At 40.2% G+C, this 26,635-nt stretch carries 26 protein-coding genes; 24 read left to right on the forward strand and 2 right to left on the reverse strand.

Annotated features, from left to right (window positions below):
- The first annotated feature begins 32 nt into the window (after positions 1-32).
- Genes ABRT01_RS00605 through ABRT01_RS00620 form a run of 4 tightly spaced genes read left to right on the forward strand, consistent with a single transcriptional unit; the run spans position 33 to position 3,513 of the window.
- Entirely contained in the window at positions 33-1,070 is a 1,038-nt protein-coding gene (locus ABRT01_RS00605; RefSeq protein WP_269412336.1) for a YpbB family protein, read from the forward strand.
- Between the two features lie 10 nt (positions 1,071-1,080).
- Positions 1,081-2,625 carry a RecQ family ATP-dependent DNA helicase gene (locus ABRT01_RS00610; RefSeq protein ID WP_269412337.1) on the forward strand — a complete coding sequence of 515 codons (1,545 nt, stop codon included), beginning with the start codon at positions 1,081-1,083 and terminating at the stop codon, positions 2,623-2,625.
- Positions 2,618-3,199 (forward strand): CPBP family intramembrane glutamic endopeptidase, encoded by a 582-nt coding sequence (locus ABRT01_RS00615; protein ID WP_269412338.1) that lies wholly within the window; start codon positions 2,618-2,620, stop codon positions 3,197-3,199. The genes ABRT01_RS00610 and ABRT01_RS00615 overlap by 8 nt, the downstream gene beginning before the upstream one ends.
- Complete coding sequence (locus ABRT01_RS00620; RefSeq protein WP_269412339.1) at positions 3,196-3,513, forward strand: hypothetical protein; 318 nt, start codon at positions 3,196-3,198, stop codon at positions 3,511-3,513. Before ABRT01_RS00615 ends, ABRT01_RS00620 begins: the two co-directional genes overlap by 4 nt.
- A 117-nt stretch (positions 3,514-3,630) precedes the next feature.
- Here the strand turns inward: ABRT01_RS00620 and ABRT01_RS00625 are convergent, their stop codons facing one another.
- Positions 3,631-5,682: a catalase gene (locus ABRT01_RS00625; protein WP_269412533.1), complete on the reverse strand. Its 2,052-nt coding sequence runs from the start codon at positions 5,680-5,682 to the stop codon at positions 3,631-3,633.
- A 215-nt stretch (positions 5,683-5,897) separates the two neighbouring features.
- Between ABRT01_RS00625 and ABRT01_RS00630 the strand changes: the two genes are divergently transcribed.
- The 5 genes from ABRT01_RS00630 to ABRT01_RS00650 all read left to right on the forward strand — a co-directional run bounded on the left by ABRT01_RS00630 (position 5,898) and on the right by ABRT01_RS00650 (position 11,152).
- Positions 5,898-6,083: a hypothetical protein gene (locus tag ABRT01_RS00630; protein ID WP_269412340.1), complete on the forward strand. Its 186-nt coding sequence runs from the start codon at positions 5,898-5,900 to the stop codon at positions 6,081-6,083.
- Entirely contained in the window at positions 6,080-7,471 is a 1,392-nt protein-coding gene (locus tag ABRT01_RS00635) for an amidase (RefSeq protein ID WP_269412341.1), read from the forward strand. The genes ABRT01_RS00630 and ABRT01_RS00635 overlap by 4 nt, the downstream gene beginning before the upstream one ends.
- A gap of 357 nt (positions 7,472-7,828) precedes the next feature.
- Positions 7,829-8,410, forward strand: coding sequence for a genetic competence negative regulator (locus tag ABRT01_RS00640; RefSeq protein WP_269412342.1), 582 nt, complete (start codon positions 7,829-7,831; stop codon positions 8,408-8,410).
- Positions 8,411-8,603: 193 nt separating this feature from the next.
- Positions 8,604-9,887 carry a Glu/Leu/Phe/Val family dehydrogenase gene (locus ABRT01_RS00645; protein WP_269412343.1) on the forward strand — a complete coding sequence of 428 codons (1,284 nt, stop codon included), beginning with the start codon at positions 8,604-8,606 and terminating at the stop codon, positions 9,885-9,887.
- A 278-nt stretch (positions 9,888-10,165) separates the two neighbouring features.
- The gene (locus tag ABRT01_RS00650; protein ID WP_269412344.1) at positions 10,166-11,152 is read left to right on the forward strand and encodes a YpdA family putative bacillithiol disulfide reductase; all 987 of its coding nucleotides are present in this window, start codon (positions 10,166-10,168) and stop codon (positions 11,150-11,152) included.
- 77 nt (positions 11,153-11,229) lie between these two features.
- Here ABRT01_RS00650 and ABRT01_RS00655 read toward each other — a convergent pair whose 3' ends face one another.
- Positions 11,230-12,201 (reverse strand): asparaginase, encoded by a 972-nt coding sequence (locus ABRT01_RS00655; RefSeq protein ID WP_269412345.1) that lies wholly within the window; start codon positions 12,199-12,201, stop codon positions 11,230-11,232.
- Positions 12,202-12,462: 261 nt separating this feature from the next.
- On the opposite strand from ABRT01_RS00655, the gene sleB reads away from it, so the two are divergent.
- The 15 genes from sleB to menG all read left to right on the forward strand — a co-directional run bounded on the left by sleB (position 12,463) and on the right by menG (position 26,547).
- Positions 12,463-13,248 (forward strand): spore cortex-lytic enzyme, encoded by a 786-nt coding sequence (gene sleB, locus ABRT01_RS00660; protein ID WP_269412346.1) that lies wholly within the window; start codon positions 12,463-12,465, stop codon positions 13,246-13,248.
- Positions 13,249-13,263: 15 nt separating this feature from the next.
- Complete coding sequence (gene ypeB / locus ABRT01_RS00665) at positions 13,264-14,598, forward strand: germination protein YpeB (RefSeq protein WP_269412347.1); 1,335 nt, start codon at positions 13,264-13,266, stop codon at positions 14,596-14,598.
- 396 nt (positions 14,599-14,994) lie between these two features.
- The gene (gene cmk / locus ABRT01_RS00670) at positions 14,995-15,669 is read left to right on the forward strand and encodes a (d)CMP kinase (RefSeq protein WP_269412348.1); all 675 of its coding nucleotides are present in this window, start codon (positions 14,995-14,997) and stop codon (positions 15,667-15,669) included.
- A 16-nt stretch (positions 15,670-15,685) separates the two neighbouring features.
- Complete coding sequence (locus ABRT01_RS00675) at positions 15,686-16,285, forward strand: lysophospholipid acyltransferase family protein (RefSeq protein ID WP_269412349.1); 600 nt, start codon at positions 15,686-15,688, stop codon at positions 16,283-16,285.
- Positions 16,286-16,358: 73 nt separating this feature from the next.
- A complete protein-coding gene (gene rpsA / locus ABRT01_RS00680; protein WP_269412350.1) occupies positions 16,359-17,489 on the forward strand; it encodes a 30S ribosomal protein S1 in 1,131 nt (376 codons plus the stop codon).
- A 100-nt stretch (positions 17,490-17,589) separates the two neighbouring features.
- Positions 17,590-18,213, forward strand: coding sequence for a YphA family membrane protein (locus tag ABRT01_RS00685; protein WP_367746055.1), 624 nt, complete (start codon positions 17,590-17,592; stop codon positions 18,211-18,213).
- A gap of 116 nt (positions 18,214-18,329) precedes the next feature.
- Positions 18,330-19,640, forward strand: a complete 1,311-nt coding sequence (gene der / locus ABRT01_RS00690; protein ID WP_269412352.1) for a ribosome biogenesis GTPase Der — start codon at positions 18,330-18,332, stop codon at positions 19,638-19,640.
- A 13-nt stretch (positions 19,641-19,653) separates the two neighbouring features.
- On the forward strand, positions 19,654-20,700 hold the full coding sequence (locus ABRT01_RS00695; RefSeq protein ID WP_269412353.1) for an NAD(P)H-dependent glycerol-3-phosphate dehydrogenase: 1,047 nt from the start codon (positions 19,654-19,656) through the stop codon (positions 20,698-20,700).
- Positions 20,701-20,776: 76 nt separating this feature from the next.
- Positions 20,777-21,037, forward strand: a complete 261-nt coding sequence (locus ABRT01_RS00700; RefSeq protein ID WP_269412354.1) for a stage VI sporulation protein F — start codon at positions 20,777-20,779, stop codon at positions 21,035-21,037.
- 241 nt (positions 21,038-21,278) lie between these two features.
- A complete protein-coding gene (locus ABRT01_RS00705) occupies positions 21,279-21,473 on the forward strand; it encodes a DUF2768 family protein (protein ID WP_269412355.1) in 195 nt (64 codons plus the stop codon).
- A 14-nt stretch (positions 21,474-21,487) separates the two neighbouring features.
- Positions 21,488-22,222 carry a hypothetical protein gene (locus ABRT01_RS00710; RefSeq protein ID WP_269412356.1) on the forward strand — a complete coding sequence of 245 codons (735 nt, stop codon included), beginning with the start codon at positions 21,488-21,490 and terminating at the stop codon, positions 22,220-22,222.
- Positions 22,223-22,492: 270 nt separating this feature from the next.
- Positions 22,493-23,971, forward strand: a complete 1,479-nt coding sequence (spoIVA, locus tag ABRT01_RS00715; RefSeq protein ID WP_269412357.1) for a stage IV sporulation protein A — start codon at positions 22,493-22,495, stop codon at positions 23,969-23,971.
- 460 nt (positions 23,972-24,431) lie between these two features.
- On the forward strand, positions 24,432-24,704 hold the full coding sequence (locus tag ABRT01_RS00720) for an HU family DNA-binding protein (RefSeq protein ID WP_269412358.1): 273 nt from the start codon (positions 24,432-24,434) through the stop codon (positions 24,702-24,704).
- A gap of 346 nt (positions 24,705-25,050) precedes the next feature.
- Positions 25,051-25,833, forward strand: coding sequence for a heptaprenyl diphosphate synthase component 1 (locus tag ABRT01_RS00725; protein WP_269412359.1), 783 nt, complete (start codon positions 25,051-25,053; stop codon positions 25,831-25,833).
- A 3-nt stretch (positions 25,834-25,836) separates the two neighbouring features.
- A complete protein-coding gene (gene menG / locus ABRT01_RS00730) occupies positions 25,837-26,547 on the forward strand; it encodes a demethylmenaquinone methyltransferase (protein ID WP_269412360.1) in 711 nt (236 codons plus the stop codon).
- Positions 26,548-26,635: the final 88 nt, after the last annotated feature.

Genomic DNA, 26,635 nt, shown 5'->3' on the forward strand with positions numbered 1-26,635 from the left:
GCAACTTCCACGAAAAAGGAGAAGATAATCAATTGCTAATACATAACCTAATCCTAACCTGTTGCCGAAAGATCAAAGCCAAGCGAACAACGGCCGCTATCTATTATATTTTAACAGGGAAAAAATCCGTCCAAACCATGCAGGATATCCATATTTTTGAACTGCAAGCTTACTACGGCGTTGCGCAATCGTTGTCGAAACAGTATTTTCACAAATTGATTCAACAGCTGGAACAACATGACTTACTGGATATTGATGAAGATGCCTGTTTTCGGTTGACAGAAAAAGGGGTAAAATGGCTAAAATCACAGACTCGACCAGCCAATTTTAACGGTTTGAGGTATCATCAGTTAGCACCCATCTTTTCTGACCGTTTGCTGTTATTGATTCAGACATTAACCAATAGTAACATGGGAAATTACCGATTTATTCCGATTGTTGATAAAAAACCGGTACAGGGCTGGGTCAAATCTTTTTACAAAATGGTAAAGACATCAGAATCGGACTATATGAAAGCTTTATACAAGGAATTACATATGTTGTTAAGTACATTATCCGAGGATGAAGCAAATATATTTGTCGACCGTCTGACTGGTTATCAGATTTTCGGAAAAAGCAAACAGCAACTGGCGGAAAAATATCAGTCAACGATAATAGATGTTTCGCTCATCTGGATGCGGATCATTCATCAAATGCTGGCAGGTATTCAGAATGATACGTCAAATTATCCAATATTACATATGATAATTCGTGATTGTGAACAACAGTCGTTTTTTACGAATACAGCGAGAAAGACATACCATCTTCTGAGAAAAAACTACACGATCCCGGAAATTGCCGCAATAAGAGGGCTCAAGGAGAATACAATCCATGATCATATTGTGGAAATTGCTTTAGCAGATCCAACATTTTCGATCAGCCCATTTATTGATAGAGAACAATATCAGGAGATTATAGCCGTTATGGAGCAAATTGATAGTTATTCGTTAAAACAGATTAAAGAAGCATTGTCGTCAGATATTGGCTATTTTCAAATTCGACTTGTATTGGCAACAATTAAACGTGAATAGGGTGGAAGATATGATAGAACAAGCTACATTGGAAGAAAATTTATATCATTATTTTGGGTATAAAACATTTCGAACCGGACAAAGAGAATTGGTAGAGGAAGTATTAAACGGCAATGATGTGTTAGGCATACTTCCGACCGGATCGGGGAAATCATTGTGCTACCAGTTGCCAGCCAAACTAATGAAAGGGACAACGATTGTCGTTTCCCCGCTTATATCACTTATGATCGATCAAGTCAATCAACTAAAGGCAAATCATTTCAAAAAAGTTACGGCATTAAATAGCTTTATGAACCCGATGGAACGGCGACAAATTTATCGGGAACTGCAGACGTATGATCTGATTTATGTTTCACCAGAGCTGTTGCAGCAGGATGAACTAATAAGAAGATTAAAGCAAATCCGAGTTCCTTTATTTGTTATTGATGAAGCACATTGTATTTCGCAATGGGGACACGAATTCCGACCCGATTATTTAAAGTTAGGCTCAGTCATTCGGGAATTAAACGATCCAGTGATCATGGCATTAAGTGCTACCGCCACCAAAGAAGTGCAGCAAGATATTGTTACCTATCTAAAACGACCGAATATGGTGAAACATATCTTTCCAATGGATCGGGAAAATATTGTGATCACAGTCAAAAAGGTTGACGATGATCAGGAAAAAATAGCCCTTTTAAGGGACCTGTTTAAGAAATACACTTGTCCAGCAATTATTTATTTTTCCAGTCGCCACTCAGCGGAGACGACTGCACAACTACTAAGGGAGAAACTGCCGGAGCAACGAATCGCATTTTACCACGGCGGGATGGAGCAGATGGATCGAATTGCCATTCAGCAGCAGTTTATGCACGATCAGTTGGACATTATTTGTTGTACAAGTGCATTTGGAATGGGAATTAACAAAAGTAATATTCGTCTTGTTGTTCATTTTCATCTGCCACCACAATTGGAATCCTATATTCAGGAGATTGGCCGGGCAGGTCGGGATGGTGAGCCCAGTATAGCTTTACTGCTTTATGCCAACATGGACAAGATGATACCAACAGGGTTAATCAGGAAAGAACTCCCTTCCAGGCAGCAACTGGAAATTGTTGTGAGACAACTAGAGTTATTGGAAGAACGAAAACAGGCTTTTCCCAGCACGGAAGAGGCCGTGGATATGTTCCAGCTGAACGAAACTCAATGGCGATTTTTGCGCCATCAAATCGAAAAACATGGTATGATAGAAAAAAATAATTGGGCAGTAAATCATGAGAATTGGCAACGAACACGCCTATCTATACAGCACTATATGGAAGAACGCGTATCCATCAAGGAAAGAAAGCTAATGGAAATGATTCAATGGACAGAGACTCAAGGATGTTTACGAAAACATTTGTATCAACATTTTCAGGATTCGTACAGCAAGCCCTTGGACAACTGTTGCAGTAATTGCGGTTTTTCTTATTCCGTTTTACAACCGGTGGACAAGTCAATAAATACCGATGTTCCTGCAGGTTCCTGGTGGGAAAAACTGCAAAAACTTCTGCTGGCAGGTGGTAACTATGCCTAGCCAACGTGAGATATTGAACCAGCTGACTGACCGGGAATTAACCAAACAATTACTATTTTCCCAAGGGCTGTTGCTTTTTCTTGGTATTCTATTAAGTTTAATCCTATTTGATCATCCTGCGCAATGGCTTCATCTGTTTCGTTTTAATGGTTTTGAAATTGTATATTATGGTGTTTTTCCGGGACTGATTGTCGTAGCTGTGGATGCCGTTTTAATGTATGTCTTGCCTGAACGTTATTATGACGATGGCGGGATAAACGAACGAATTTTTGCCAACCGCTCAGTTATGGGGATAATCGGACTTGTACTATTGATAGCCATTGCAGAAGAGGTTTTGTTCCGAGGCGTGCTACAAACGACCATGGGATATGTTATAGCAAGTACGGTTTTTGCCCTTGTTCATATTCGTTACCTGAAAAAGCCCGTCCTGTTGGTTTCGGTGCTTCTTGTTAGTTTTTATCTTGGTTATATGTTCAAGCTGACAGGCAACTTGTTTACTACTATGACCGCACATTTTATCATTGATTTTTTGTCTGGTCTTCTTATAAGGTTGAAAAAGAGGTGTATGAGATGACAAACCATGGAAATAAACAGGATGAGTTGAAAAAATTGGTGGAAGAAATAACAGATGGAAAGGATACATCCACAAATAGAACCAGCGCGGATGAGCAGATGGATAAAAAACAGATGGTTCCTTCACAAACCAGGGAAATGGATATATTGAATTTACCGCCGAGAAAAGAAGTTCATGGCAAAACAAATCAACGCATCCGTTGGCAGGTAAGCGGACCACTTGTCAGATTGTTATTGGTTATCATTATTATTATTGCTGTTTTAGCAGGTTTATATTATGTGGGTGAGGGAAACATAAGAGGGTTCCTGGGCTGATTTGGTATTGAGACAAATTACCCCCTGTAGCTGTTGGCCGGAAACTACAGGGTATTATCAGGTAATATGCATTCGCATTACTGATTCCGAGGTGATAGAACTCGGCATATTTAAGGGCTATTTTCGATTCCAAAAACGCTGATGGGCAATTGCTTTGACAAATTCGTTTCCAAAGTCGGAATTGTTTCCGGCAAAAACAACACCAGCTGCGGATCTTATTTTAAACTGGGACTGTGCAGTTGTTGCAACACCAATTGGTTTATAATGTTTGAATGCTACTTTTACGAACGACATGACATCCTGGTGGAATTTTGCTTCATTTTTGGAACTTCCACCAACGACATAAAGTGAGTCAAGCAGATAGGGACTAGTTGTCAGAAATGTTTTATCAGCCTCGATTGTTGTGCCGTCTGCCCCTATGACTGTACCAAGCGTTTCACTTACAATATCTATAAATACCCCACATTGCTGTAGATAATTAAGCACATTTATGACCTCTTGACCGTTAAAACCATTGCCAATCAGTACACCTACTTTCTGCGTATATGCATATTTAGGTGTATTGGCCTGACTAAGAGAAGGATAACTGGTAGAAACAGGAACATTGGTCCCGCTTGGGCGATCCACACCAATATTGTCCGCAACAATACATGCCATTTCCTTATCAACGTTGACAAGTATATCAGCAACCTGCTGTCGAACAGATTCGCTTTTTACACTTCCAACCTGATAGCTTAGTCCCTCAATAGTATGCTGCTTTTCTACAGGCGTCAAACTGTTCCAAAATATTCGTGGTTGTGAATAGTAGTCTTTGAATGAATCGCTTCTGGCTCTGATTTTGTAGCCATCGACTTTCTCCGGATAATCTGTATAGCCGCCTTCTTCTGGAGGCACCGTGTATGGCGTGTTATTTGCCAGCGAATTTTGATGATAGTTTACCTTATCAACATCAATTCGCTGTCTCATATAGCCTCGGCGTTGATTATTATGAAACGGGCAGATCGGCCTGTTAATTGGCAATTCAGCGTAATTGGCGCTGCCAAGTCGATGTTGTTGTGTCTCTCTATACGCCATTAATCTTCCCTGCAAAACGGGATCATTGGAAAAATCAATCCCCGGAACGACATTGGCAGGATTAAATGCGGCTTGTTCAGACTCCGTAAAATAATTATCAATATTTCTATTTAATGTCATCTTGCCGATCATCTGAACAGGAACAAGTTCTTCCGGCCAAAATTTTGCAGGATCCAGAACATCAAAGTCGAATGCAAATTCATCCTCCATCGAAATCAACTGGACACCCAACTCATATTCAGGATAAGCGCCTTGGTCAATCGCCTCTCTGAGATCCCGGCGGTGAAAGTCCGGATCGAGTCCGCCGATTTTCAGTGCCTCATCTTGTAAAAGGGAATGAACACCCAGCACTGGTTTCCAGACATATCGCATAAACGTGGCTACACCTTGTTCATTAACGAATAGGTACGTATTAATGGACCATGATTCCATCATTCGGTAACTTCTCAGAATGCCCCGATCAGACATGATCCACAGCACCATATGTAGCGCTTCAACGTTATTGGCCACATAATCCCAGAAACGGTCATGGGCGCCGGAAGCCGTAGGTATATCATCAGCTTGCTTGGCTTGGTATGCATGCATCACATCCGGAAACTTCATCGCGTCTTGATTAACTAATACAGGCATGGCAATAGTTGTCAGATCGACATTTCCTTCTTCTGTATAAAGCTTAACACCCTGACAGCGTAAATCCCTTGCCGTATCATAGGATCCTTTAGCTCCCTGTACAGTAGAAAAACGAATTGTTAGCGGCGTTTTTTTCCCGGCTTCCTGTAAGAAACATGCTTTCGTCACATGTTTCATGGACCGATAACATTCAAACTCTCCATGTGCACTGTAACCTCTTGCATGAACCACTCTTTCCGGGATTTCTTCGTGAACAAAATGGCCCATCTTTTCAAAGAACTCGTAATCCTGACGTAAACTAGGACCACGTATTCCGGCTTTTAATTGGTCCTGATCCTGTGATCTTTTTTTTCCTTCCTGTGTCGTCATTGGTTTCCCGGAATCTTTTACACGGAACTGATCCAGCTGCTGTTGTTTGAGATTTTCACGATGTCTTTCTTCGTTTCTTGATGACTTATCATCCATATAATCACCCATCCTATAAATACATTTTTCAACCCCATATATATTTGTATGTTTTACTATTGAGCTTAGAACATCTTTTATTTATGGTAATGGATAATTTACATCATTATTGAATCAGCTCGCGGGCAGACTACATAACGCGATTTTTTGGTCTTCCTGCACTTTCTCCTAGGCTTTTCATATAGTAATTACAACCCGCAAAGGAGGGAACATGAATGGATTACGTAAACTTCTTAAAACAGCGATTATATTTACAGGGAATTCCAGTCTATGAAAATGATATCACCCATATTCATAACATAATCTACACGATAAACCAGGCTCAATCATCGCTCCGCACCTTCCCCCATCTAAACCAAGAGGTGCCAATTACGATTGTTGATAAGGAGTTAATGCTATGACTGACCTAGCCTTTCTAACCGCTACCGATCTTGCATCATTAATAAAATCTAAACAACTATCTCCTGTAGAATTGACAAGACATATATTAAATCGCATAGATACGTTTGATCCGATCCTTCATACGTATATTACTCCGCTGCCCGAATTGGCGCTTCAACAAGCAAGGGAAGCAGAAGCGAACATTATGCATGGGCGATATATTGGACCTCTCCATGGCATCCCACTTGGTATCAAGGATAATTACTATACAAGAGGTATAAGAACAACGGTTGGCTCCAAACTTTTTGCTGATTTCGTCCCGGAGGAAACAGCTACAGCAGCAGATAAATTGTTAGACGCTGGGGTGATCATGTTAGGGAAGCAAAACATGCATGAACTTGCAGCTGGATCAACTGGTACCAATCCGTTTTTTGGGACTACCCGAAACCCTTGGAATACCCAATGTATGCCAGGCGGCTCAAGTGGTGGTGGTACCGCTTCTTTGGCAGCTGGACTGGCAACAATTGCTACTGGAACCGATACTTTTGGGTCGATTCGCTTACCTGCAGCCATGTGTGGGGTTTACGGATTAAAGCCAACCTATGGGCTTGTTAGCACGCAAGGCATTTTCCCTACAGCTATGTCATTAGATACTGCTGGACCCATAGCGCGCTCAGTTTCCGATTTGGCTTTGATGCTTAACGTCATGGCAGGTTTTGATACAAATGATCCTACAAGCCTGAGGGTATCTATTCCCAATTACATGATAAATCTAAATAAAGGAATTAGCGGACTAAAAATAGGTATACCCACTTACTATCTCGAGGGGTTAGACCCAGATGTGGAAAAACTCTTTAACAATGCAATAGCAACATTGCAACATCTGGGAGCTGAAATAAGGGAGGTTGAGATCCCTGAATTATCGATGTCAACATTTTCTGGATACGTGGTTGTGACAGGGGAAGCAGCAAATTTACATTACAAATGGCTACAGGAACATGCAGAGGATTATTCCACAGACATCCGGTCCTTCTTTCTATCGGGTATATTAACGAATACACCGCAATATGTTAGCGCTCAACAAGCTCGAAGAAAGATGGTAGAGTCATTTCATAAAACTTTTTGCGATGTTGATGTAATGCTTGGACCAACTATCCCCATCACAACTCCAGCGTTCGATGAGAATTGGGTTAAACAAAATTTAGATGTGATAAGACGATGTTTGCCATTTACTTCTCCTGTGAATTTAACGGGTACACCGAGCTTATCTGTACCAATGGGATTAGATTCAAAAAGAATGCCAGTCGGTATGCAATTCATTGGAAATCATCTTTCCGAAAAACAGTTGCTGCAAATTGGTTACGTCTGGGAAAGTACAGATCCTTTAGGTAGGTATTATTATGAATGATTAATCAAAGAGGACGTGATCTTGAGAGGTTCATGTCCTGTTTCGTATACCAGATACCAACGACACTTCATACGTATATGCCGGGTAGAATTTGTCCTAATCATGGTTAATTTAATACATAAAATATGGTATGATCACAATATAAAGGGAAGGAAAGCATAGTGATGTTTACTTGTAAGAATTTCAAAAGGGATAAACCGGCCATTATGAATATTCTTTATGGCGGAATCATTTATCAAGACATTAAAATGATCCTTCTAAATAGTTCAACAATGCCATGATTTGCATATGATATGGTAAGCAGAATAAATAAGTGATTGAAATAGGATAATTTTGTTGCGTAAAGGAGGATACGAGATGCGTATAGAACGAGTATCCGATAATCAATTTACCATTTTCTTAACGTTTGATGATTTAATCGAACGCGGTTTTACCAAAGAGGACTTGTGGGAAGATGTAACAGGTGTCCGCAATTTATTTAGTGATATGATGTACGAAGCAAGTACGGAATTGGGCTTTGAATTGGGCGGTTTACTGCTTGTACAAGTCCATTTGATGCAGGCGCAGGGCATGCATGTTATCGTGACACAAAACAGTGAAAATATAAATTGGGATGAGGATTTTGTTGAAATGAAAGTAACCTTGGATGAAAGCAAAGAGCTAATCTTCTCTTTTGATGACTTCGAGGATATTATTCAATTGGCAGCTAACTTACAGGCCAAATCCATCGACGGGGGAAAAATTTATCACATGGATGACCGCTATTACATGCTGATGGAGGATGCGGATCTAAAGGACAATTACCGCGAACATATCATTGCCATTATTCTTGAATACTCTTCACCAAGCATTATTACATCCACACGGTTGAAGGAATATGGGAAGGTTATTATGGAACAGGATGCAATTAGACGGATTATGGAAACATTTTACGTGTGAATGTTTCCATCTAACGTCTGATTCATCACAGGGATTAACTGATAGAAAAGACCTTGGGAATCGTCCGGTTATTTTTTCCATTGCTTTGAGAGGAAATAACTATATTTTATTGCATATTTACTATGAAGGTGTATACTAATCTCTGAGTACAGCTATTATATAAAAATGGATGGATATTATAGGAGGTAAATTCATGGTAGCCGATAAAGCAGCAGATTCTTCCGGAAATCAAACAAACGAGAAAATGGACGTATTAAATTCAACCCGAACTGTTGTAAAAAATGCGTTGGATAAGTTGGGTTACCCTGATGAGGTATTTGAATTATTAAAGGAACCAATGCGAATGTTGACAGTGAGAATACCTGTTAGAATGGACGATGGCTCCATCAAAATTTTTACCGGTTATCGCGCGCAACATAACGATGCTGTTGGTCCAACCAAAGGCGGTGTTCGCTTCCATCCGGACGTGACGGAGACAGAAGTCAAGGCGCTGTCCATTTGGATGAGTTTAAAAGCAGGTATCGTTGATTTGCCATATGGTGGTGGTAAAGGTGGAATCATCTGTGATCCTCGTGAGATGTCCTTTCGTGAATTGGAAGGGCTAAGTCGTGGCTATGTTCGGGCAATTAGTCAGATTGTTGGTCCGAATAAGGACATTCCTGCTCCGGATGTGTTTACAAACTCACAAATTATGGCATGGATGATGGATGAATACAGTCGCATTGATGAATTTAATAGTCCAGGATTTATTACAGGTAAACCAATCGTTCTCGGCGGCTCGCACGGAAGAGACTCTGCAACTGCAAAAGGCGTTACAATTGTTATCAATGAAGCAGCAAAAAAACGGGGCATTGATGTAAACGGGGCAAGGGTAGTTGTTCAGGGATTCGGTAATGCAGGCAGCTTTTTATCCAAATTTCTGCATGATGCCGGTGCAAAAGTGGTTGGTATCTCTGATGCATATGGCGCACTTCATGATCCGGATGGTTTGGATATCGATTATTTATTGGATCGCCGGGACAGCTTTGGTACGGTGACAAAATTATTTAATAACACGATTACCAATAAGGAATTGTTGGAATTGGATTGTGATATCCTTGTACCTGCCGCAGTTGAAAACCAAATTACAGCGGAAAATGCGCATAATATTAAAGCAGATATTGTCGTTGAAGCCGCGAACGGTCCAACAACATTAGAGGGTACTAAAATTTTGACTGATCGTGGTAAATTACTGGTACCGGATGTACTGTCATCCGCAGGCGGTGTGACTGTTTCCTATTTTGAATGGGTACAGAACAACCAAGGCTATTATTGGCCAGAGGAAGAAATTGAAGAAAAACTGGAAAATATTATGGTGAAATCATTTAATGCTATTTATAATACAGCACAAACAAGACGCGTAGATATGCGGTTGGCAGCATACATGATCGGCGTACGAAAAATGGCAGAAGCAGCCAGATTCCGCGGCTGGGTGTAGGTGCAAAAGCGTAGGCGACCGGTTAGCGGCGTATGAACTGGACTGAACCGTAGGAGATAAAGGAAACAGGGTGAGCTGGAAGCGAACCGATGTTGACTTATCGTACGGAGGTGAAGGAAGTTCACTAGCCGCTGGTCGCCGGAGCTGGATGTGGCAAAAGCGCAGGCGACCGGTTGGGTGCGAAAAAATCGAATTGAATGACGGAAAAACTCTTATCATGTATATTTGTATGGTAAGAGTTTTTTTATGTTTATAAGTTAGAAAGGGAAGTGCGTACGATGCAAATGGAGCATACGATTATTGTAGGTGGCGGTCCTTGTGGTCTATCAGCTGCAATTGAATTACAAAGAAAAAACATTATACCGCTTATCATTGAAAAAGAAAATATTGTTAATACCATCTATAATTTCCCGACACACCAAACCTTTTTTAGTACAAGTGATCGTTTGGAAATTGGCGATCGGATGTTTATTACAGAAAAGCAAAAACCCGTTAGAATGGAAGCTTTAACCTATTATCGTACGGTAGCCGAGCGGGAAAAAATAAGAATCAATCCTTACGAAAAGGTAATAGAGATAGAAAAACAAGATGACACATTTTTCGTGAAATCGCAAAAGACAACTGGCGAAACGCAAGAAATACAGGAATATCAGGCAGAAAATGTGATCATCGCTTCAGGCTATTATGATCATCCCAATTGGCTGAACGTTCCGGGAGAAGAAAAGCAAAAGGTTGTGCATTATTTTAAGGAAGGACATCCGTATTTTAATAAAGATGTGGTTGTGATCGGTGGGAAAAACTCAGCTGTTGACGCGACAATGGAACTTCATAAAGCGGGAGCCCGGATTACTGTTTTATATCGGGGCAGTTCTTACTCAAAGAGCATCAAGCCATGGATCCTGCCTGATTTTGATTCATTAATACGGAAAAATATTGTAACGATGGAATTCAATGCACAGGTGAACGAAATTAAGGATGATGCTGTTGTCTATACCGTAAACGGTGAAACAAAACAGATTAAGAATGATTACGTTTTTGCAATGACCGGCTATCGACCAGACCACCAATTTCTTAAAAATACCGGCATTTATATTAATGAGGAAGACGGTCGGCCTTACTTCAATGAGCAAACAATGGAAACTAATATTCCGGGAATTTATGTCGCTGGTGTTATCACTTCAGGGTATAATAATAATATTATCTTTATTGAAAATGGTCGTGATCACGGCAAATTAATTGCTGAGGCGATCCAGAATAAGAAATAAACAGACAAGATTAAGACAAGTAAAATGGGGATGGCAGTAAATAGCCATCCCCATTTTGGTTTTAATACATGTCCGGTTTATTTTTGCTCAAAGCAGCGTTTTAACGTGTCCAGATCATGCTGTTGCTGTTCAAGTGCCAATAATAATTTTATGCGAGCCTTGGGACCATTTAACCCCTTAGCAAAAATAATGCCCATGTCTTTAAGCTGTTTGCCTCCGCCGTCATAGCTGTACGTTGGCTGGACAATCCCCTGATAGCATCTTGAAACAAGTGCCACAGGTATTCCTTCAGCTATCATGGTTTGCAGGGAGGGTATTACCTCTTTTGGCAGATTTCCTTGGCCAAGCCCTTCAATGACAACTCCATCAGGTTTCAAGTTTGCTACCGCATTGATTAATTGGCTATCCATGCCGGCATAAGCTTTTAATAAGATAACCGTTTTTATAATCGTTTTGACAGGAAAAAACTCCCTTGTAATAATTGTGTGATGAAAAATAATCGAATCCTTCGTTATGATACCAATTGGGCCATATTGTGGGCTTTGAAATGTTGCCACATTACTGGTTGATGTCTTGGTCACATTATCAGCAGTGTGTATCTCATCATTCATTACCACCAATACTCCTTTTCCCGCGGCATCATCTTCTACCGCAACCCTTAATGAGCTAAGCAAGTTATAAAGTGCGTCTGAACCAATTTCGTTACTGGATCGCATCGCACCTGTGAGAATAATTGGTTTATTTGTTTGCACAACCAAGTTGAGAAAATATGCTGTTTCCTCCAATGTGTCAGTTCCATGTGTGACAACGATACCATCGTACAAGTCGCTTTTTTGATCAATTAATTTGGCCAAATCCAACATATGTTTAGGGGTTATTTGTGGAGAGGGCAACTGAAAAGCAATGATCTCATCCACATCGGCAACTGCTTTAAAATGGGCTGATACATTCATTAATGGATGATCCGCTGTTGTTGTAACCTCACCCGTTTGTTTATTTTCCAGCATGGAGATTGTCCCTCCAGTGTGAATGATTAAGATACGTTTCAAAAATATCACCTACCAATAAGTTTTTTAGTTCAACTAGTCCGGCTTATCACGCAAGCTTTATATATTCCAATCCCAATACCATCATACGATAATTTGGATTATATGGGAAACAGTTATGAAGAGAGATCAGCGTCCTACATACGTTTTATACGGTATTATACCTCTTAAAAATTTCGCTTACCAAACGGTTGCAACATAAATGAATAAAAAGGATGTTAAATCAAAAAATAGGTTCATCAATGCAAGGTAGGAGGAAAAAGTATGACCTGTAAAAAAATGTTCCTATTATTTATTATCATATGTTTCTTTTCCGTAGGACTCCAGGCATCACACCCCCCAAAAACTGTACATGCTTTTAGTGACCAAGTTATTCAAAAAGGTGCAACAGGAGACGATGTTATCGAGCTTCAGGCCAGATTGCAATACATTGGTTTCTATAAGGGGAAGATTGATGGAGTTTTTGGGTGGGGAACATATTGGGCATTACGAAATTTTCAACAGGAATTCGGGATGAAGGTAGATGGGCTTGCGGGTCCGAAATTAAAGCAAAAGCTAGTTAAGGCAACGAAGTATGATAAACAACGCATACTTAAACAAATGGGGAACGGACAGGCGGCTGCCAATCAAGGCGGTGGAAATAACACGAATAAGCAAAGCAACACAACAACTTCGGTTAACGTACCCCAAGGTTTTTCGCAAAATGATATTAAATTAATCGCTAATGCGGTATATGGTGAATCACGTGGAGAGTCGTATGTCGGTCAGGTTGCTGTTGCAGCAGTAATATTAAACCGGGTGGAAAGTCCGAATTTCCCGAATACAGTTTCCGGTGTTATCTTTGAACCATTGGCCTTTACAGCCGTTGCGGACGGACAAATTTGGTTAACACCAAACGAAACAGCAAAAAGAGCAACACTGGATGCAATCAATGGCTGGGATCCAACAGGAAATGCACTATATTATTTCAATCCAGCAACAGCTACATCTGCCTGGATTTGGTCCAGACCGCAAATCAAACAAATTGGTAAGCACATATTTTGTAAATAGAAAGGTGTGATAGACATGACTCGATGGATATTAATTACCGTATTGGCAGTTGGCTTGGTTGGAGTTGGAATTTGGGGTTATCAGGAGCATCGTGATAAAAATGCAGTTCTTATGCAAGCAGAGAATACCTATCAACGCTCATTTCACGACCTCTCATACAATATGGATTTATTAAATGACAAGATCGGCACGGCACTTGCGATGAACTCCAGGGGAACATTATCTCCGCAATTAGCCGAAATTTGGCGTCTCTCATCAAACGCACTATCTGATGTTGGACAACTGCCATTGTCGTTGCTTCCATTTAATAAGACAGAGGAGTTTCTGTCCAATATTGGTGATTTTACCTATAAAACAGCGGTTAGGGATTTAGATAAAAAGCCGCTGACCGATCAGGAAACAAAAAAGTTGGAGACATTATATAAACAATCGGGTGATATCACGAATGAATTGCGCCAAGTACAACACGTTGTCCTCAATAATAATCTTCGTTGGATGGACGTACAGCTCGCCTTGGCATCTGATAAAGCCAAATCGGATAACACAATCATTGATGGACTGAAAACTGTCGAGAAAAAATCAGAAGGGTTCTCAGAAAGCAACCTGAATACTGCACCAACCGGAAAGTCATCACAGGAACATCAATATAAATTTCTGAATGGGAATAAAATCTCAAAAAACGAGGCATTAAAGCGTGCCAGGTCACTTTTGCAGATTTCAAATGACGATGATGTCACGCTAACCAAAAGTGGTAAAGGTGCAGATATACCGTTCTACAGTATATCCTCTAAAGATGGCGACAAATCTTCTTATATGGATATATCAGAACAAGGGGGAAAACCTATTTCACTTGTTGTCGACCGTCCAGTGGGAGAACAAAAACTGAGCCTCAATGATGGCTTAAAAAAGGCTGAAGCCAACTTAAAAAAATATGGTTTTGATCATATGAAATTTTTCCAAAGCAGTCAATATGATAATGTTGGTGTCTATTCTTTTCTTTATGATGACGATGGTGTCCGGGTTTATTCTGATGCAGTTCAGGTGAAAGTGGGACTGGATAAGGGAGATATATTAGGCTTAACCGCAAGAGAATACTACATGAACCATACCGATCGGGATATAGCCAAACCTAACATTACGAAAGATGAAGCTAAAGCAAAAGTCAACCCGGAAGTAAAGATTAACGAAGAACATTTGGCGGTGATTGATAATGATTCGGGTGACGAGGTATTAACGTACGAATTCCTTGGTGTACTTGGTAATGAAACATACCGCATTTTTATTAATGCAATGGATGGCAGCGAGGAGAAAGTAGAAAAAATGGGTGGAACGGAACTGAAATATGCATGACATTCGGGGATGGGCAAAACGCCCCTCCCTTTTCATTTACAGGTAATCGTGGGTAATCATTGTCGCTATCCGGGCACTTCCGCTTTTGATCGTCCAGCTCCAGTGCCCAGCGACTAGCAAACTTCAGAATTCTTCCTCCGATAAGTCAACATCGGTTCGTAAGTTAAAGGAAGGCCGACTAAGAACGGCCTTTGCGGCCAACGTCGGCATACCCCTTTTGCAGGGGCATGTTTCCTTTATCTCGTCAGAATCCTTCCAGTTTGTACGTCGCTATCCGGGCACTTCCGCTTTTGATATAATTATGTTATTATTTCTATAGTGTTTTTCTTTTCATGTCTTTTGGGCTTGAATGGGTTATTATGTATTACTGGGTAATGAGAGGAATGAGTAACATTAATGAAGGAACAAATCAGAATAGCAATTGACGGGCCTGCTGCAGCGGGAAAAAGCACCGTGGCGAGAATTGTCGCTCGTAAGCTTAGTTATATTTATATTGATACAGGTGCCATGTACCGCGCTTTAACGCTGAAGGCATTACGAGAAGACGTCCCTGTTGATGACGAAATACGTTTGTCCGAGCTGTTAATACATACTGAAATTGTGCTCATGCAGGCAGAAGGAGGACAAAGCGTTTTAGTAGATGGTGAAGATGTCACATCGGAAATTCGCTCGTTGCCAATTACCAATCAAGTTTCCTATGTAGCCAAACATCCAAGTATACGCAAAGAAATGGTCAAACGGCAGCAGGAACTTGCCGCAACAGGCGGGGTGGTAATGGATGGGCGGGATATCGGCACCCATGTATTGCCGGATGCCGAAGTGAAAATATTTCTTTTGGCAACAGTGGAAGAACGAGCAAGACGCAGGTATAAAGAAAACGAAGAAAAAGGCTTTCATTCGGATTTGGATGAACTGAAAAAGGAAATAGAACAACGGGATCTGATTGATTCAAAACGGGAGACGGCGCCACTAGTCAAGGCAAAAGATGCTGTTGAAGTAGATACGACATCATTGTCAATCAGGGAAGTGGCAGCGCTTATATTGGATCAGGTCAAAAAAGTAATCAGTTGAAATGGATGGATGAATTATGAGCTTTTATCATTTTGCAAAGGTCATTGTATCGCTTATCTTTTTTCCTTTGTATCGCATCCACGTAATCGGTAAAAATAATGTACCAAGTTCAGGTCCTGTGATCATTTGCAGTAATCATATATCCAATTTGGATCCCCCGGTAGTCGGAATCACCTCACCCCGAGAGATTTATTTTATGGCAAAAGGGGAATTATTCAACAAACGTTTTTTGAACAAGTTATTATCAGCGTTTCATGCCTTCCCGGTGAAAAGAGGAATGAGCGACCGTAACGCATTGCGAAAAGGGCTAAATATCCTTAAAGAAGGTCATACACTGGGGCTCTTTCCTGAAGGGACAAGGAGTAAGACCGGGGAATTGGGCGAGCCATTAGCAGGCGCTGGGTTTTTTGCTTTACGTTCCAATGCGACAATTGTTCCATGCTTCATTTCCGGGCCATATAAACCGTTTCACAAACAAACGGTTATATACGGAAAACCAATGAATATAGAAGCTTACCGTAACAGCAAGAGTTCCGCCAAAGAATGTGCGGAAGCAATTATGGCCGAAATCAAATTGTTAAAAGATCAGCATGAATCTACTTTACTTGACAAATAAATATAACTGTTAGAAGTTAGAAAAAAGAATATTTTATTATTTAGTTGGCTGTGTATCTTAAGGAGGCAATATGATGAGTGAATCAAATCATGAGTTAACCGAAGTTTCGATAGGCGATGTTGTGACCGGGACCGTTATAAAGGTAGAGGAAAAACAGGTTTTGGTCGACATTGGATATAAAACAGAAGGGATTGTTCCGATTAGTGAGCTGTCCAACCTTCATGTAGAAACAACAGGCGATGTGGTTAAAGAAGGCGATGAACTGCAATTGAAGGTAAAGAAAGTAGAGGATGATGAGGTAGTCTTATCGAAGCGTGCAGTAGATGCGGACAAGGCTTGGGACACTTTGGAAACCAAATATCAAAATGGCGATATTATAGAAACAGAGGTTAAAGAAGTTGTCAAAGGTGGCTTAGTCGTTGATATTGGTCTGCGCGGATTTATTCCTGCCTCACTTGTAGAAACTTATTATGTAGAGGATTTTTCAGAATATCTTCATCAGCCAATAACCGTGAAAATTGTTGATCTGGACAAAGAACAAAACCGGGTTATTTTATCCCACCGCGCTGTCGTGGAGGATGAGCAGACTGCGAGAAAACAGCAATTATTACAATCATTGGAAGCGGGTCAAGTGCTGGAAGGAACCGTACAGCGAATTACGAGTTTCGGTGTATTTGTTGATCTTGGCGGAATTGATGGCCTTGTCCATATATCCCAGCTTGCTCATGAACATGTTAATAAGGCATCAGATGTTGTATCAGAGGGCGATAAAATTAAGGTCGAGGTATTGGCTGTCGATCGTGACAATGAACGCATTTCACTGTCGCGGAAAGCTACATTGCCTGGCCCGTGGGAAAATATAGAAGAACGCATTTCCAAAGGTGACGTTCTCGAAGGTACAGTGAAGCGGCTGGTAAACTTTGGCGCGTTTGTTGAAGTGTTACCAGGTGTAGAGGGCTTAGTGCATATTTCCCAAATCGCCAATCGTCACATTGGTACACCACAGGAGGTATTGGAAGAAGGTCAAACGGTCAAGGTTAAAGTCCTTGATGTTAATGAAACAGAAGAACGCATATCACTAAGTATTAAAGACTTGGAAGAGCAACAAGCCACAGACGATTATAAGCAATATGAGAAAGACGATGATCAATCCAGTTTCCAGCTCGGTGATATGATTGGTGATAAATTGAATAAATATAAGTAAAACTTAATTAAAAAAATAAAAGTTCCTCATGGATGTCGTGAGGAACTTTTTTGTTTAAGAAACCGCCATAGTAGTTATAATACTAAGGGTGGTGAGTTCATTGACAGACGGATTAATATTTTTATGGTTTTCTTGGATATTATGGATCATAGTTACGTTCTTTATGCGGAAAGGACGAAAACGAACGTATTTTGCCTGTGTGTTGCTATTGTTAATTTGCGGTTCAAATATGACATGGGAAATTGGAGAATATAAGGTTACTTTTTCATTTTTAATTCTGTTCGTTTCACTTGTTTTTTTTCATACTATCGCTCAGTCACTTTACCTGTTATTTTCCGCATTTACCCTTTGTCTTGCTTATACTGGTATTCTATTTTGGGAACAAATCACGCCGATATGGATGTTTTTGCCACGAATGATACTTATCCCCCTTGTACTGGTTACTATCATTTCTGTGCTAATCAAATCATTCGAACACAAATTGGCAATTGGATTATTCGGAATTACTTTTGGAGAAATATATCATAGTGTTGTTTTAGTGAGGTATACGATTCGGGAACCCATCGGGGATACGGCATTTTTTGATATGTTAATGACATTTTTGATGCTTCTTACTGTTCTTGAAATATTGCATAAAGGAAAAACTGTCTTATACGCTTTTGCCCAAACATTCTCACGGCCAACTGTTAAAAAGCATAAAGTACACAAAACATTAAATGGATGACTACGAGTTCGACAGGAAATATGTTGTGATTAGTGTGTGCTTTTGCTAGAATTAATAAAGCTGTAACAGGGAATCTTTCCCGAAACAGTAGAAAGTGTAGAAAGGATGTTCCTTTCATGAGGAAATCTGTTATTGCAATTGTAGGCAGACCAAATGTCGGAAAATCAACCATCTTTAATCGGCTGGTTGGCGAGCGTATATCAATCGTAGAAGACATTCCAGGAGTTACAAGAGATCGTATTTATGCAGAAGGAGAATGGTTAACATCAACATTTAATATTATTGATACCGGTGGAATTGAAGTTGGAGATGAACCATTACTGGTAAAGATGCGCCAACAAGCGGAAGTGGCGATCGAGGAAGCAGACGTCATCATCTTTTTGGTAAATGGACGTGAAGGAATTACAGCTGCTGATGAAGAAGTAGCTAAAATATTATATAAGTCAAACAAACCGGTTGTTCTGGCGGTAAATAAAGTAGATAACCCGGAAATGCGGGAACAAATTTACGAATTTTATTCCCTTGGATTTGGCGAACCATATCCAATTTCCGGTGCGCATGGACTTGGTCTTGGTGATATGCTGGATGCAGTCGTTGAGCTGTTTCCAGAACGGGAATTAGTTGATGAAAACGAAGATACGATCCATTTTAGTGTAATTGGCCGTCCGAACGTTGGAAAATCATCATTGGTAAACGCTATTTTAAATGAGGATAGGGTAATCGTCAGTGAAATAGAGGGCACGACAAGAGACGCCATTGATACCAAATTGCGCAAAGACGACCAGGAATACGTCATTATTGATACAGCTGGAATAAGAAAGCGCGGGAAAGTATACGAAACAACGGAAAAATACAGTGTGTTACGAGCATTAAAGGCAATTGAACGATCAGACGTTGTTTTAGTACTTATTGATGCAGAAACAGGTATCCGTGAGCAAGACAAGAAGGTTGCCGGTTATGCCCATGATGCTGGACGAGCTATTGTGATCGTTGTTAATAAATGGGATACTGTAAAATCAGATGAGAAGGCAATGAAAGAGTTTGAAACAAAGGTCAGGGCACATTTTCAATTTTTGGATTATGCGCCAATTGTTTTCTTGTCTGCTAAGACGAAAAAGCGATTGCATACACTGTTACCTGCCATCAATCTGGCGAGTGAAAACCATGCCAAACGGGTGCCAACCAATGTTTTGAATGATGTTATTATGGATGCCTTGGCAATGAACCCAACGCCAACTATAAAAGGGAAACGGCTGAAAGTTCTTTATACAACACAAGTGGCAGCGAAACCACCCGCTTTTGTTGTGTTTGTCAATGATCCGGAGTTAATGCATTTTTCCTATAAACGTTTTTTGGAAAACAAGATCAGGGATGCGTTTGGATTTGTTGGTACACCGATAAAAATTTTTGCACGAAAAAGGCAATAGGAGGAGAACTATTTTGGCAAAAGTTGCTGTACTAGGTGCCGGAAGTTGGGGCACCGCATTAAGTATTGTACTTGCAGATAAAGGACATGATGTACGGTTATGGACGCATCGCAAGGAACAGGCGGATGCGATTAATACAACCCATAAGAATGAAAAGTATCTGGAAATTATGATTCCGGAAAAAATAATAGCGTATCATGATTTACAACAGGCAATACAAGATGTATCTGCCATTATTCTAGTCGTTCCAACGAAAGCGATCCGGGAAGTATGCAGCCAATTGGATACACTATTGGAGGAAAAAGTTACCCTCATTCATGCATCGAAAGGGATTGAACCAGAGAGCCTGAAACGTGTTTCCGAAATGATAGCCGAAGAAATGTCCCAGTACAAAAATGACGATATTGTTGTGCTTTCCGGACCGAGTCATGCCGAAGAAGTTGCAAAACGGCAACCAACAACAGTTACTGTTTCGTCATTAAATGAAAAAAATGCATGTGTGGCCCAAGACCTGTTTATGAGTGATACATTTCGTGTGTATACCAGCACGGATGTAATTGGGGTTGAGCTTGGCGGCGCTCTAAAAAATATCATCGCCCTTGGTGCAGGAATTTCGGATGGGTTGGGATATGGAGACAATGCAAAAGCAGCGCTCATTACCAGAGGATTAGCAGAAATTGCCCGGCTTGGGGCTTCACTTGGTGCCAATCCGTTAACTTTCCTTGGATTACCTGGTGTAGGGGATTTAATCGTAACTTGTACAAGTGTACACAGCAGGAATTGGCGAGCCGGAAATCTATTGGGAAAAGGAAACAAGCTCGACCAGGTATTAAGTCAGATGGGAATGGTTGTCGAAGGGGTCAGAACGGCAAAAGCTGCCTATCAATTTGCCCAAAAACAAGAAATTGAAATGCCAATAACTGCTGGTATTCATAAAATATTGTTTGAAGATGCCAAACCAAAAGATGTGGTTGACCAATTAATGAATCGGACAAAACGGGATGAAATGGATGATTTGGCTGTATTGTTAAGTAATCGATATTCGTCCAATACGGATTAAACTAGCCTAATATCCACTCACTTTCCCCCTTACCTTGCATATAATATGATGAATTAAATTGCAAGGAGGGAAGCTAGTGAGCAATTTTCAAAAGAGTCTCTTTGACAAACTAAACCAAAAAGCTAACATCGATCCCAACGAAGTATATAAAGTGGCTGATTCGGTCAAAAACGCGAACTTTTCCGATGAAAAAACCGTTCGGGATTTGGTACGCAGGCTGTCAAAATTGGCAAACAAACCAATTTCCAAAGAAAAAGAAGACAAAATTGTACAATCTATTACGAAAAATAAAATGCCAGCAGATATGCAATCACTGAATCAACTATTTAAAAAGTAATAAGAACTGGGCAAGTTGAGGATGCAAATACGGAAAATCTTGCATAAAATAAATCGCACAAGCATTCATGGATAGAGTTGTTGTGGGTGTTATTTAGTCAATCTGAGATGAAGTTAGCCCTCCTTCATCTCAGGAAATATTTTCGGACGTTTTAAACAAAAGGTCTTTTCGTGCGATGGGCAATAATCATGTGTTATAATAATTTGTCAGGTTATGAGGTGCTCGATTTAGAGGTGAGGTTATGTCAGTAGGCTTAATAAAAATGTGGATATCCTTTGCTGGAATAATCCTGCTGTTAATAGCAATCGGTCTGATTCTCTTAAGCAGATACAAGCTGAAAGGATTTTTTGCTATCATCATTTCTGTACTTGCTTATATCTGTTTGATTTTAGGCGGTATTATTATATTTTATATTGTTCTTAGCGGGCCAGTGTAGGAGGAGACACACCAATGAAATATACATATTTTCGTTTATGCATTGTTTTGCTTGTTATCATTGCGACATTAAGCGGATGTTTGTACCCGGATGACAAGCTTAGCAAAAATAATGCTCCAAATGAAGATCAACTGGAATTGGTTCAAAATGCGGTTGATGAATACCAGGAACAAACAAATGGTCTGGTTCCCATCAAAACGAAGGATGAGGATACACCAATTTTTCAAAAATACTTGATTGATTTTACAGCATTAAAGGAAAAGCACCTTATTACCGAAACTCCTGGAAATGCCTATGAAAATGGCGGAGTCTATCAATACACATTGATCACGCCGGAGGATAATCCCCGGGTTAAATTAATTGATTTGCGCATGACGGAAACCATTCGTTCGGTAGGGGTCAAGCTGAATATGTATCGGAATGAGCACATGTATCCGCCATATGGAGAACAAATTACCAAAGGAGTATATAAATTAAATTATAAAAAGTTAGGATTGGACAGGGAACCGGTTGTAAAAAGCCCATACTCCCAAAAGAATCTGCCCGTCATTATCAATACCGATGGTGAATTATTTGTTGACTACCGGATGGATCTTTATGACGCATTAAATAAGCATGGGCATGATGTGAAGGAAGGGGACGACATCCGCTACCTGTTAGCAGAAAACAACCCATTTGTACCAGCGTATTCACTTCCGTACACTGTTCATGATGGAGAGCCGGTTTTTTTACAAAAAGAAGATAAATAAGGCATATAAACTCCCTTGTCACATATATTGTGGCAAGGGAGTTTTATTGGAATGTGATTATTGAATAACGGGTAATTGTTACGACACTCCCCCGAAAATTTCGGTCCTTTCTAATGTTACACGTTATTCACCACAGAGACACCAGGATTCTTTTTTATATTTTTCTATTCATTTAAGGCATAATTTGATAGGACAACATCATAGACTTGTAATGTCAATTATTCGTAGTTTGTTCGTTAGTAAATGTAATGGAGATCGGGAGGGGATCGTTTGGAAAGAGTTGATATTTTTAAAGATATTTCGAAGCGGACGAATGGAGATATTTATTTAGGTATTGTTGGAGCGGTTCGGACAGGCAAATCAACATTTATAAAAAAGTTCATGGAACAGGTTGTATTACCAAGTATTGAAGACGAGAATGATCGCAGTCGTGCACTTGATGAGTTGCCACAAAGCGCTGCCGGTAAAACAATCATGACGACAGAACCCAAATTCGTTCCCAATCAGGCGGTATCCATACATGTAGATGAGGGTTTGGATGTCAATATCAGACTCGTAGATTGTGTAGGATATGCTGTTGATGGCGCCAAAGGTTTTGAAGATGAGAATGGACCAAGAATGATTCACACACCATGGTATGAGGAACCAATCCCATTCCATGATGCCGCGGAAATTGGCACAAGAAAGGTTATTCAAGAACATTCTACGATGGGGGTTATTGTAACAACCGATGGAACCATTGGTGAAATCCCTCGCAGTGACTATGTTGAAGCAGAAGAAAAGGTAGTAGATGAGTTAAAAGAAGTAGGTAAACCATTTATTATGGTGATCAATTCGGTTAGACCTTCAAGCCAGGAAACGGAGTTATTGAGACAAGAATTGGCAGAAAAATATGATATTCCTGTATTGGCAATTAGTATCGAATCTATGACTGAACATGATGTTCATAATGTTTTGCGGGAGGCTTTATTCGAATTTCCAGTATTGGAGGTCAATGTGAATCTGCCGAGCTGGGTCATGGTATTACGAGAAAATCATTGGCTCCGGGAGAATTATCAAGATGCGATCCAGACTACTGTAAAAGACATCAAGCGGCTGCGTGATGTGGATAGCATTGTGGGGCACTTTAACGATTATGAATATATTGAACGAGCGAATATTGCCGGGATGGAGATGGGGGATGGGGTCGCTGAAATTGATTTGCATGCACCCGATGATTTATATGACCAAATACTGACAGAAATTGTTGGTGAAGAAATCCGCGGGAAGGATCATCTGCTTGAACTAATGCAAAATTTCGCCTATGCCAAAAGGGAGTATGATCAGGTTTCAGGTGCATTGCAAATGGTCAAACAAACAGGTTACGGAATCGCGGCACCGAGTTTGGAGGATATGGCGCTCGATGAGCCAGAGATTATCCGTCAGGGCTCACGTTTTGGAGTGCGTCTCAAGGCAGTAGCACCATCCATACACATGATCAAGGTTGAAGTGGAATCTGAATTCGCCCCGATTATCGGAACAGAAAAACAAAGTGAAGAGCTTGTCAGATATTTGATGCAAGATTTTGAGGAAGATCCGCTATCCATTTGGGAATCAGATATCTTTGGCCGTTCACTCAGTTCAATTGTCAGAGAAGGTATTCAAGCTAAAATTGCTATGATGCCTGAAAATGCCAGATATAAATTAAAAGATACGCTGGAACGGATTATCAATGAGGGGTCAGGTGGATTAATCGCCATTATTTTATAGCAGCAAACGGGCTGCTATTTTTTTTGCGCATTTTTGCACTTAAAAAAAGGGATTGCTCATATAGCTTTGAAACTAAATTCGTCTATTAAAAAGCGTGAATATGGCGGTTTCATTTTAGTTCTTCCATGAAACCACCAACATTTCTTATATAAATAAAATTTTTTTGTGAAAACAGCAGGAAATTCCGTATTTATGTCGTATAACTATAATAATGCCTGCGCATTGGATAAGGCGGTTATTTTAACAAAAAACAGGAAAAATCATAAAAAATACCCCAATTTATTATAAAAATACGATCTTATTGTTGAATTTTGTTGCAAACTCAGTTATTATAAGCCTTGTCATCAATGAAAAAGGTGGCTTAAAAGTATAAAAGCAGGCAATTTGGTTAACAAATGAAGACATCATGATTTATTTGTAATTCCAATGTCTATGAAGACTCTGGGAGGAGGTGAATGTCATGAATAAAACAGACTTAATAAATGCAGTAGCTGAGAAGAGCGAACTATCAAAGAAAGATGCTACAAAAGCTGTTGATGCAGTTTTTGAATCTGTCATGGATTCACTTAAACAAGGTGAAAAAGTACAGTTGATTGGATTTGGGAACTTTGAAGTACGTGAGCGTTCAGCTCGTAAAGGCCGCAATCCACAAACTGGTGAAGAAATTGAAATTCCTGCAAGCAAGGTGCCTGCGTTTAAACCAGGAAAAGCCCTTAAAGATACAGTAAAATAATGGATTTACATAGGGCGGAAAAAGGATGCGTCAATGCGCATCCTTTTTCTATGGAAAAAAGAAATACTTCTTGAATGAAGTTTCACCAGTAGAACGGGACTAACATTCACGGGAGTAGCCCCCACTGAAGTTTCACTTTATGATTTGCCAAGGAATTATGCTATAATGACTTGGGAAGATGAAAGCCGTGTACAACTGTCTCATTTGGTACAAGCGCATCCTGCTTAAAGGCGGGATCAACCTTGTAAGAGGATTGGCAGATTTCAAGTGATACAATCAAACCAGACAGTTAGCTTATTGCCCATCTATTCCGGTGACCTTAGTGAAAAGGCTTAGGTGATGATATTTGAACACACTAGATAAGCAAATGAAAAAATACAAAGCATTAATTAACAAGCATATGCAACATACATATTTAGACAAGTACATAAGAAGTGCGATTATCCCCGAAGAGAAACTATTTGTTTTGTTATCCGTTATCAATACCAAGGGGTTATCTGAATCACAAAAAGACACATATATCATTACCGCGATGCTCGTTCAAATAGCGTTGGACACGCATGACACGGTCGTAAAAGTAACGGATCCTGCTGAGGGCAAACAGGAAAAACGCAGAAAACAGTTATCCGTTCTTGCCGGGGATTATTATAGTGGGCTCTATTATTCATTACTGGCAAATAGTAACGATTTTGATATGATTCATGTGCTTGCAACAGCAATTAAAGAAATCAATGAGGCAAAAATGAACTTGTATTATTTGGCTACTGATTCCTTGGAGAAATACGTACAAATTGTGAAGAAGGTGGAATCTTTATTATTTGTTCGGATAGCAATGCATGTGAATGAATTCGCGATAATAGGTTTGTTGGAGAATTGGTTGCTGGAAAATCGGCTGGTTCATGAAAAACAATGCTTGCAAAACAAAGGATATTCACCTTTGTTTGCTTGGTGGCCTAAAGATGAATCTGTTCTATCAGCCAATTTGGAATCAATCATCGACCGTTTGCATGCGCGAATAAAAACAGAAATTGAGGAAATTCCATCCAGTTATCATGACCTGTCAGATCGTATAACCGCTCAACTGAATGATCATTCTACGATCCGAACAAAACAAGCGGAAGAAGGGTAACAGATGCAACAGCAAGAGAAAGAGGAACGTGTCCATCACGTGTTTGAAAAAATATATAATAACTATGATGCAATGAATTCCGTTATCTCATTTGAAATGCACAAGGCATGGCGCAAAGATGTGATGAAGCAAATGCAAGTGCAAAATGGTGAACAAGCACTTGATGTTTGTTGTGGAACCGGTGATTGGTCATTTTCCCTGGCAAAAAAAGTAGGGCCAACGGGGAAGGTAATTGGATTGGATTTTAGTGAGAACATGCTTCAAGTTGCCAAAGAAAAACAAAGACATACATTTCCAATGAGGCAGCTCCAATTTATCCACGGAAATGCCATGCAGTTACCATTTGCAGACAATACATTTGATTATGTTACCATCGGATTTGGTTTAAGAAATGTCCCGGATTATATGACTGTTTTAAGGGAAATGTATCGAGTAGTTAAACCAAATGGGAAAGTTGTGTGTTTGGAGACATCCCAGCCTACAATGATTGGCTATAGACAACTATTTTATTTTTATTTTCGATTTATTATGCCATTATTTGGCCGTTTATTTGCAAAGAGCTATAAGGAGTATGCCTGGTTACATGAATCAGCAAGAGATTTTCCAGGTAAACAGAAATTGAAACAGATGTTTGAACAAGCAGGTTTCTCCCAAGTTCAAGTAAAAAGTTACAGTGGCGGAGCAGCAGCAATGCATATGGGCACAAAGGCGTAAGCACCCCGGTTAGCGGCGTACAAACTGCGCCCGTGCAACACGGGTGGTTCGGCGTTGCCGCGCAAAGCGGCGTCCTTAGCCGAACATC

It is taken from the genome of Lentibacillus sp. L22 (genome assembly GCF_040812445.1).
GTDB lineage: Bacteria > Bacillota > Bacilli > Bacillales > Amphibacillaceae > Lentibacillus_C > Lentibacillus_C daqui.

What these genes read in the sequence shown, in the direction of transcription:
- ABRT01_RS00645 (WP_269412343.1), top strand. Translation starts at nt 8,604, where the DNA reads ATGGTAGCCGATAAAGCAGCAGATTCTTCCGGAAATCAAACAAACGAG.
- ABRT01_RS00635 (WP_269412341.1), top strand. Translation starts at nt 6,080, where the DNA reads ATGACTGACCTAGCCTTTCTAACCGCTACCGATCTTGCATCATTAATA.
- ABRT01_RS00705 (WP_269412355.1), top strand. Translation starts at nt 21,279, where the DNA reads ATGTCAGTAGGCTTAATAAAAATGTGGATATCCTTTGCTGGAATAATC.
- sleB (WP_269412346.1), top strand. Translation starts at nt 12,463, where the DNA reads ATGACCTGTAAAAAAATGTTCCTATTATTTATTATCATATGTTTCTTT.
- ABRT01_RS00710 (WP_269412356.1), top strand. Translation starts at nt 21,488, where the DNA reads ATGAAATATACATATTTTCGTTTATGCATTGTTTTGCTTGTTATCATT.
- ABRT01_RS00675 (WP_269412349.1), top strand. Translation starts at nt 15,686, where the DNA reads ATGAGCTTTTATCATTTTGCAAAGGTCATTGTATCGCTTATCTTTTTT.
- ABRT01_RS00650 (WP_269412344.1), top strand. Translation starts at nt 10,166, where the DNA reads ATGCAAATGGAGCATACGATTATTGTAGGTGGCGGTCCTTGTGGTCTA.
- ABRT01_RS00640 (WP_269412342.1), top strand. Translation starts at nt 7,829, where the DNA reads ATGCGTATAGAACGAGTATCCGATAATCAATTTACCATTTTCTTAACG.
- ABRT01_RS00620 (WP_269412339.1), top strand. Translation starts at nt 3,196, where the DNA reads ATGACAAACCATGGAAATAAACAGGATGAGTTGAAAAAATTGGTGGAA.
- ABRT01_RS00615 (WP_269412338.1), top strand. Translation starts at nt 2,618, where the DNA reads ATGCCTAGCCAACGTGAGATATTGAACCAGCTGACTGACCGGGAATTA.
- ABRT01_RS00625 (WP_269412533.1), bottom strand. Translation starts at nt 5,682, where the DNA reads ATGGATGATAAGTCATCAAGAAACGAAGAAAGACATCGTGAAAATCTC.
- rpsA (WP_269412350.1), top strand. Translation starts at nt 16,359, where the DNA reads ATGAGTGAATCAAATCATGAGTTAACCGAAGTTTCGATAGGCGATGTT.
- ABRT01_RS00630 (WP_269412340.1), top strand. Translation starts at nt 5,898, where the DNA reads ATGGATTACGTAAACTTCTTAAAACAGCGATTATATTTACAGGGAATT.
- ABRT01_RS00610 (WP_269412337.1), top strand. Translation starts at nt 1,081, where the DNA reads ATGATAGAACAAGCTACATTGGAAGAAAATTTATATCATTATTTTGGG.
- menG (WP_269412360.1), top strand. Translation starts at nt 25,837, where the DNA reads ATGCAACAGCAAGAGAAAGAGGAACGTGTCCATCACGTGTTTGAAAAA.
- cmk (WP_269412348.1), top strand. Translation starts at nt 14,995, where the DNA reads ATGAAGGAACAAATCAGAATAGCAATTGACGGGCCTGCTGCAGCGGGA.
- ypeB (WP_269412347.1), top strand. Translation starts at nt 13,264, where the DNA reads ATGACTCGATGGATATTAATTACCGTATTGGCAGTTGGCTTGGTTGGA.
- ABRT01_RS00720 (WP_269412358.1), top strand. Translation starts at nt 24,432, where the DNA reads ATGAATAAAACAGACTTAATAAATGCAGTAGCTGAGAAGAGCGAACTA.
- der (WP_269412352.1), top strand. Translation starts at nt 18,330, where the DNA reads ATGAGGAAATCTGTTATTGCAATTGTAGGCAGACCAAATGTCGGAAAA.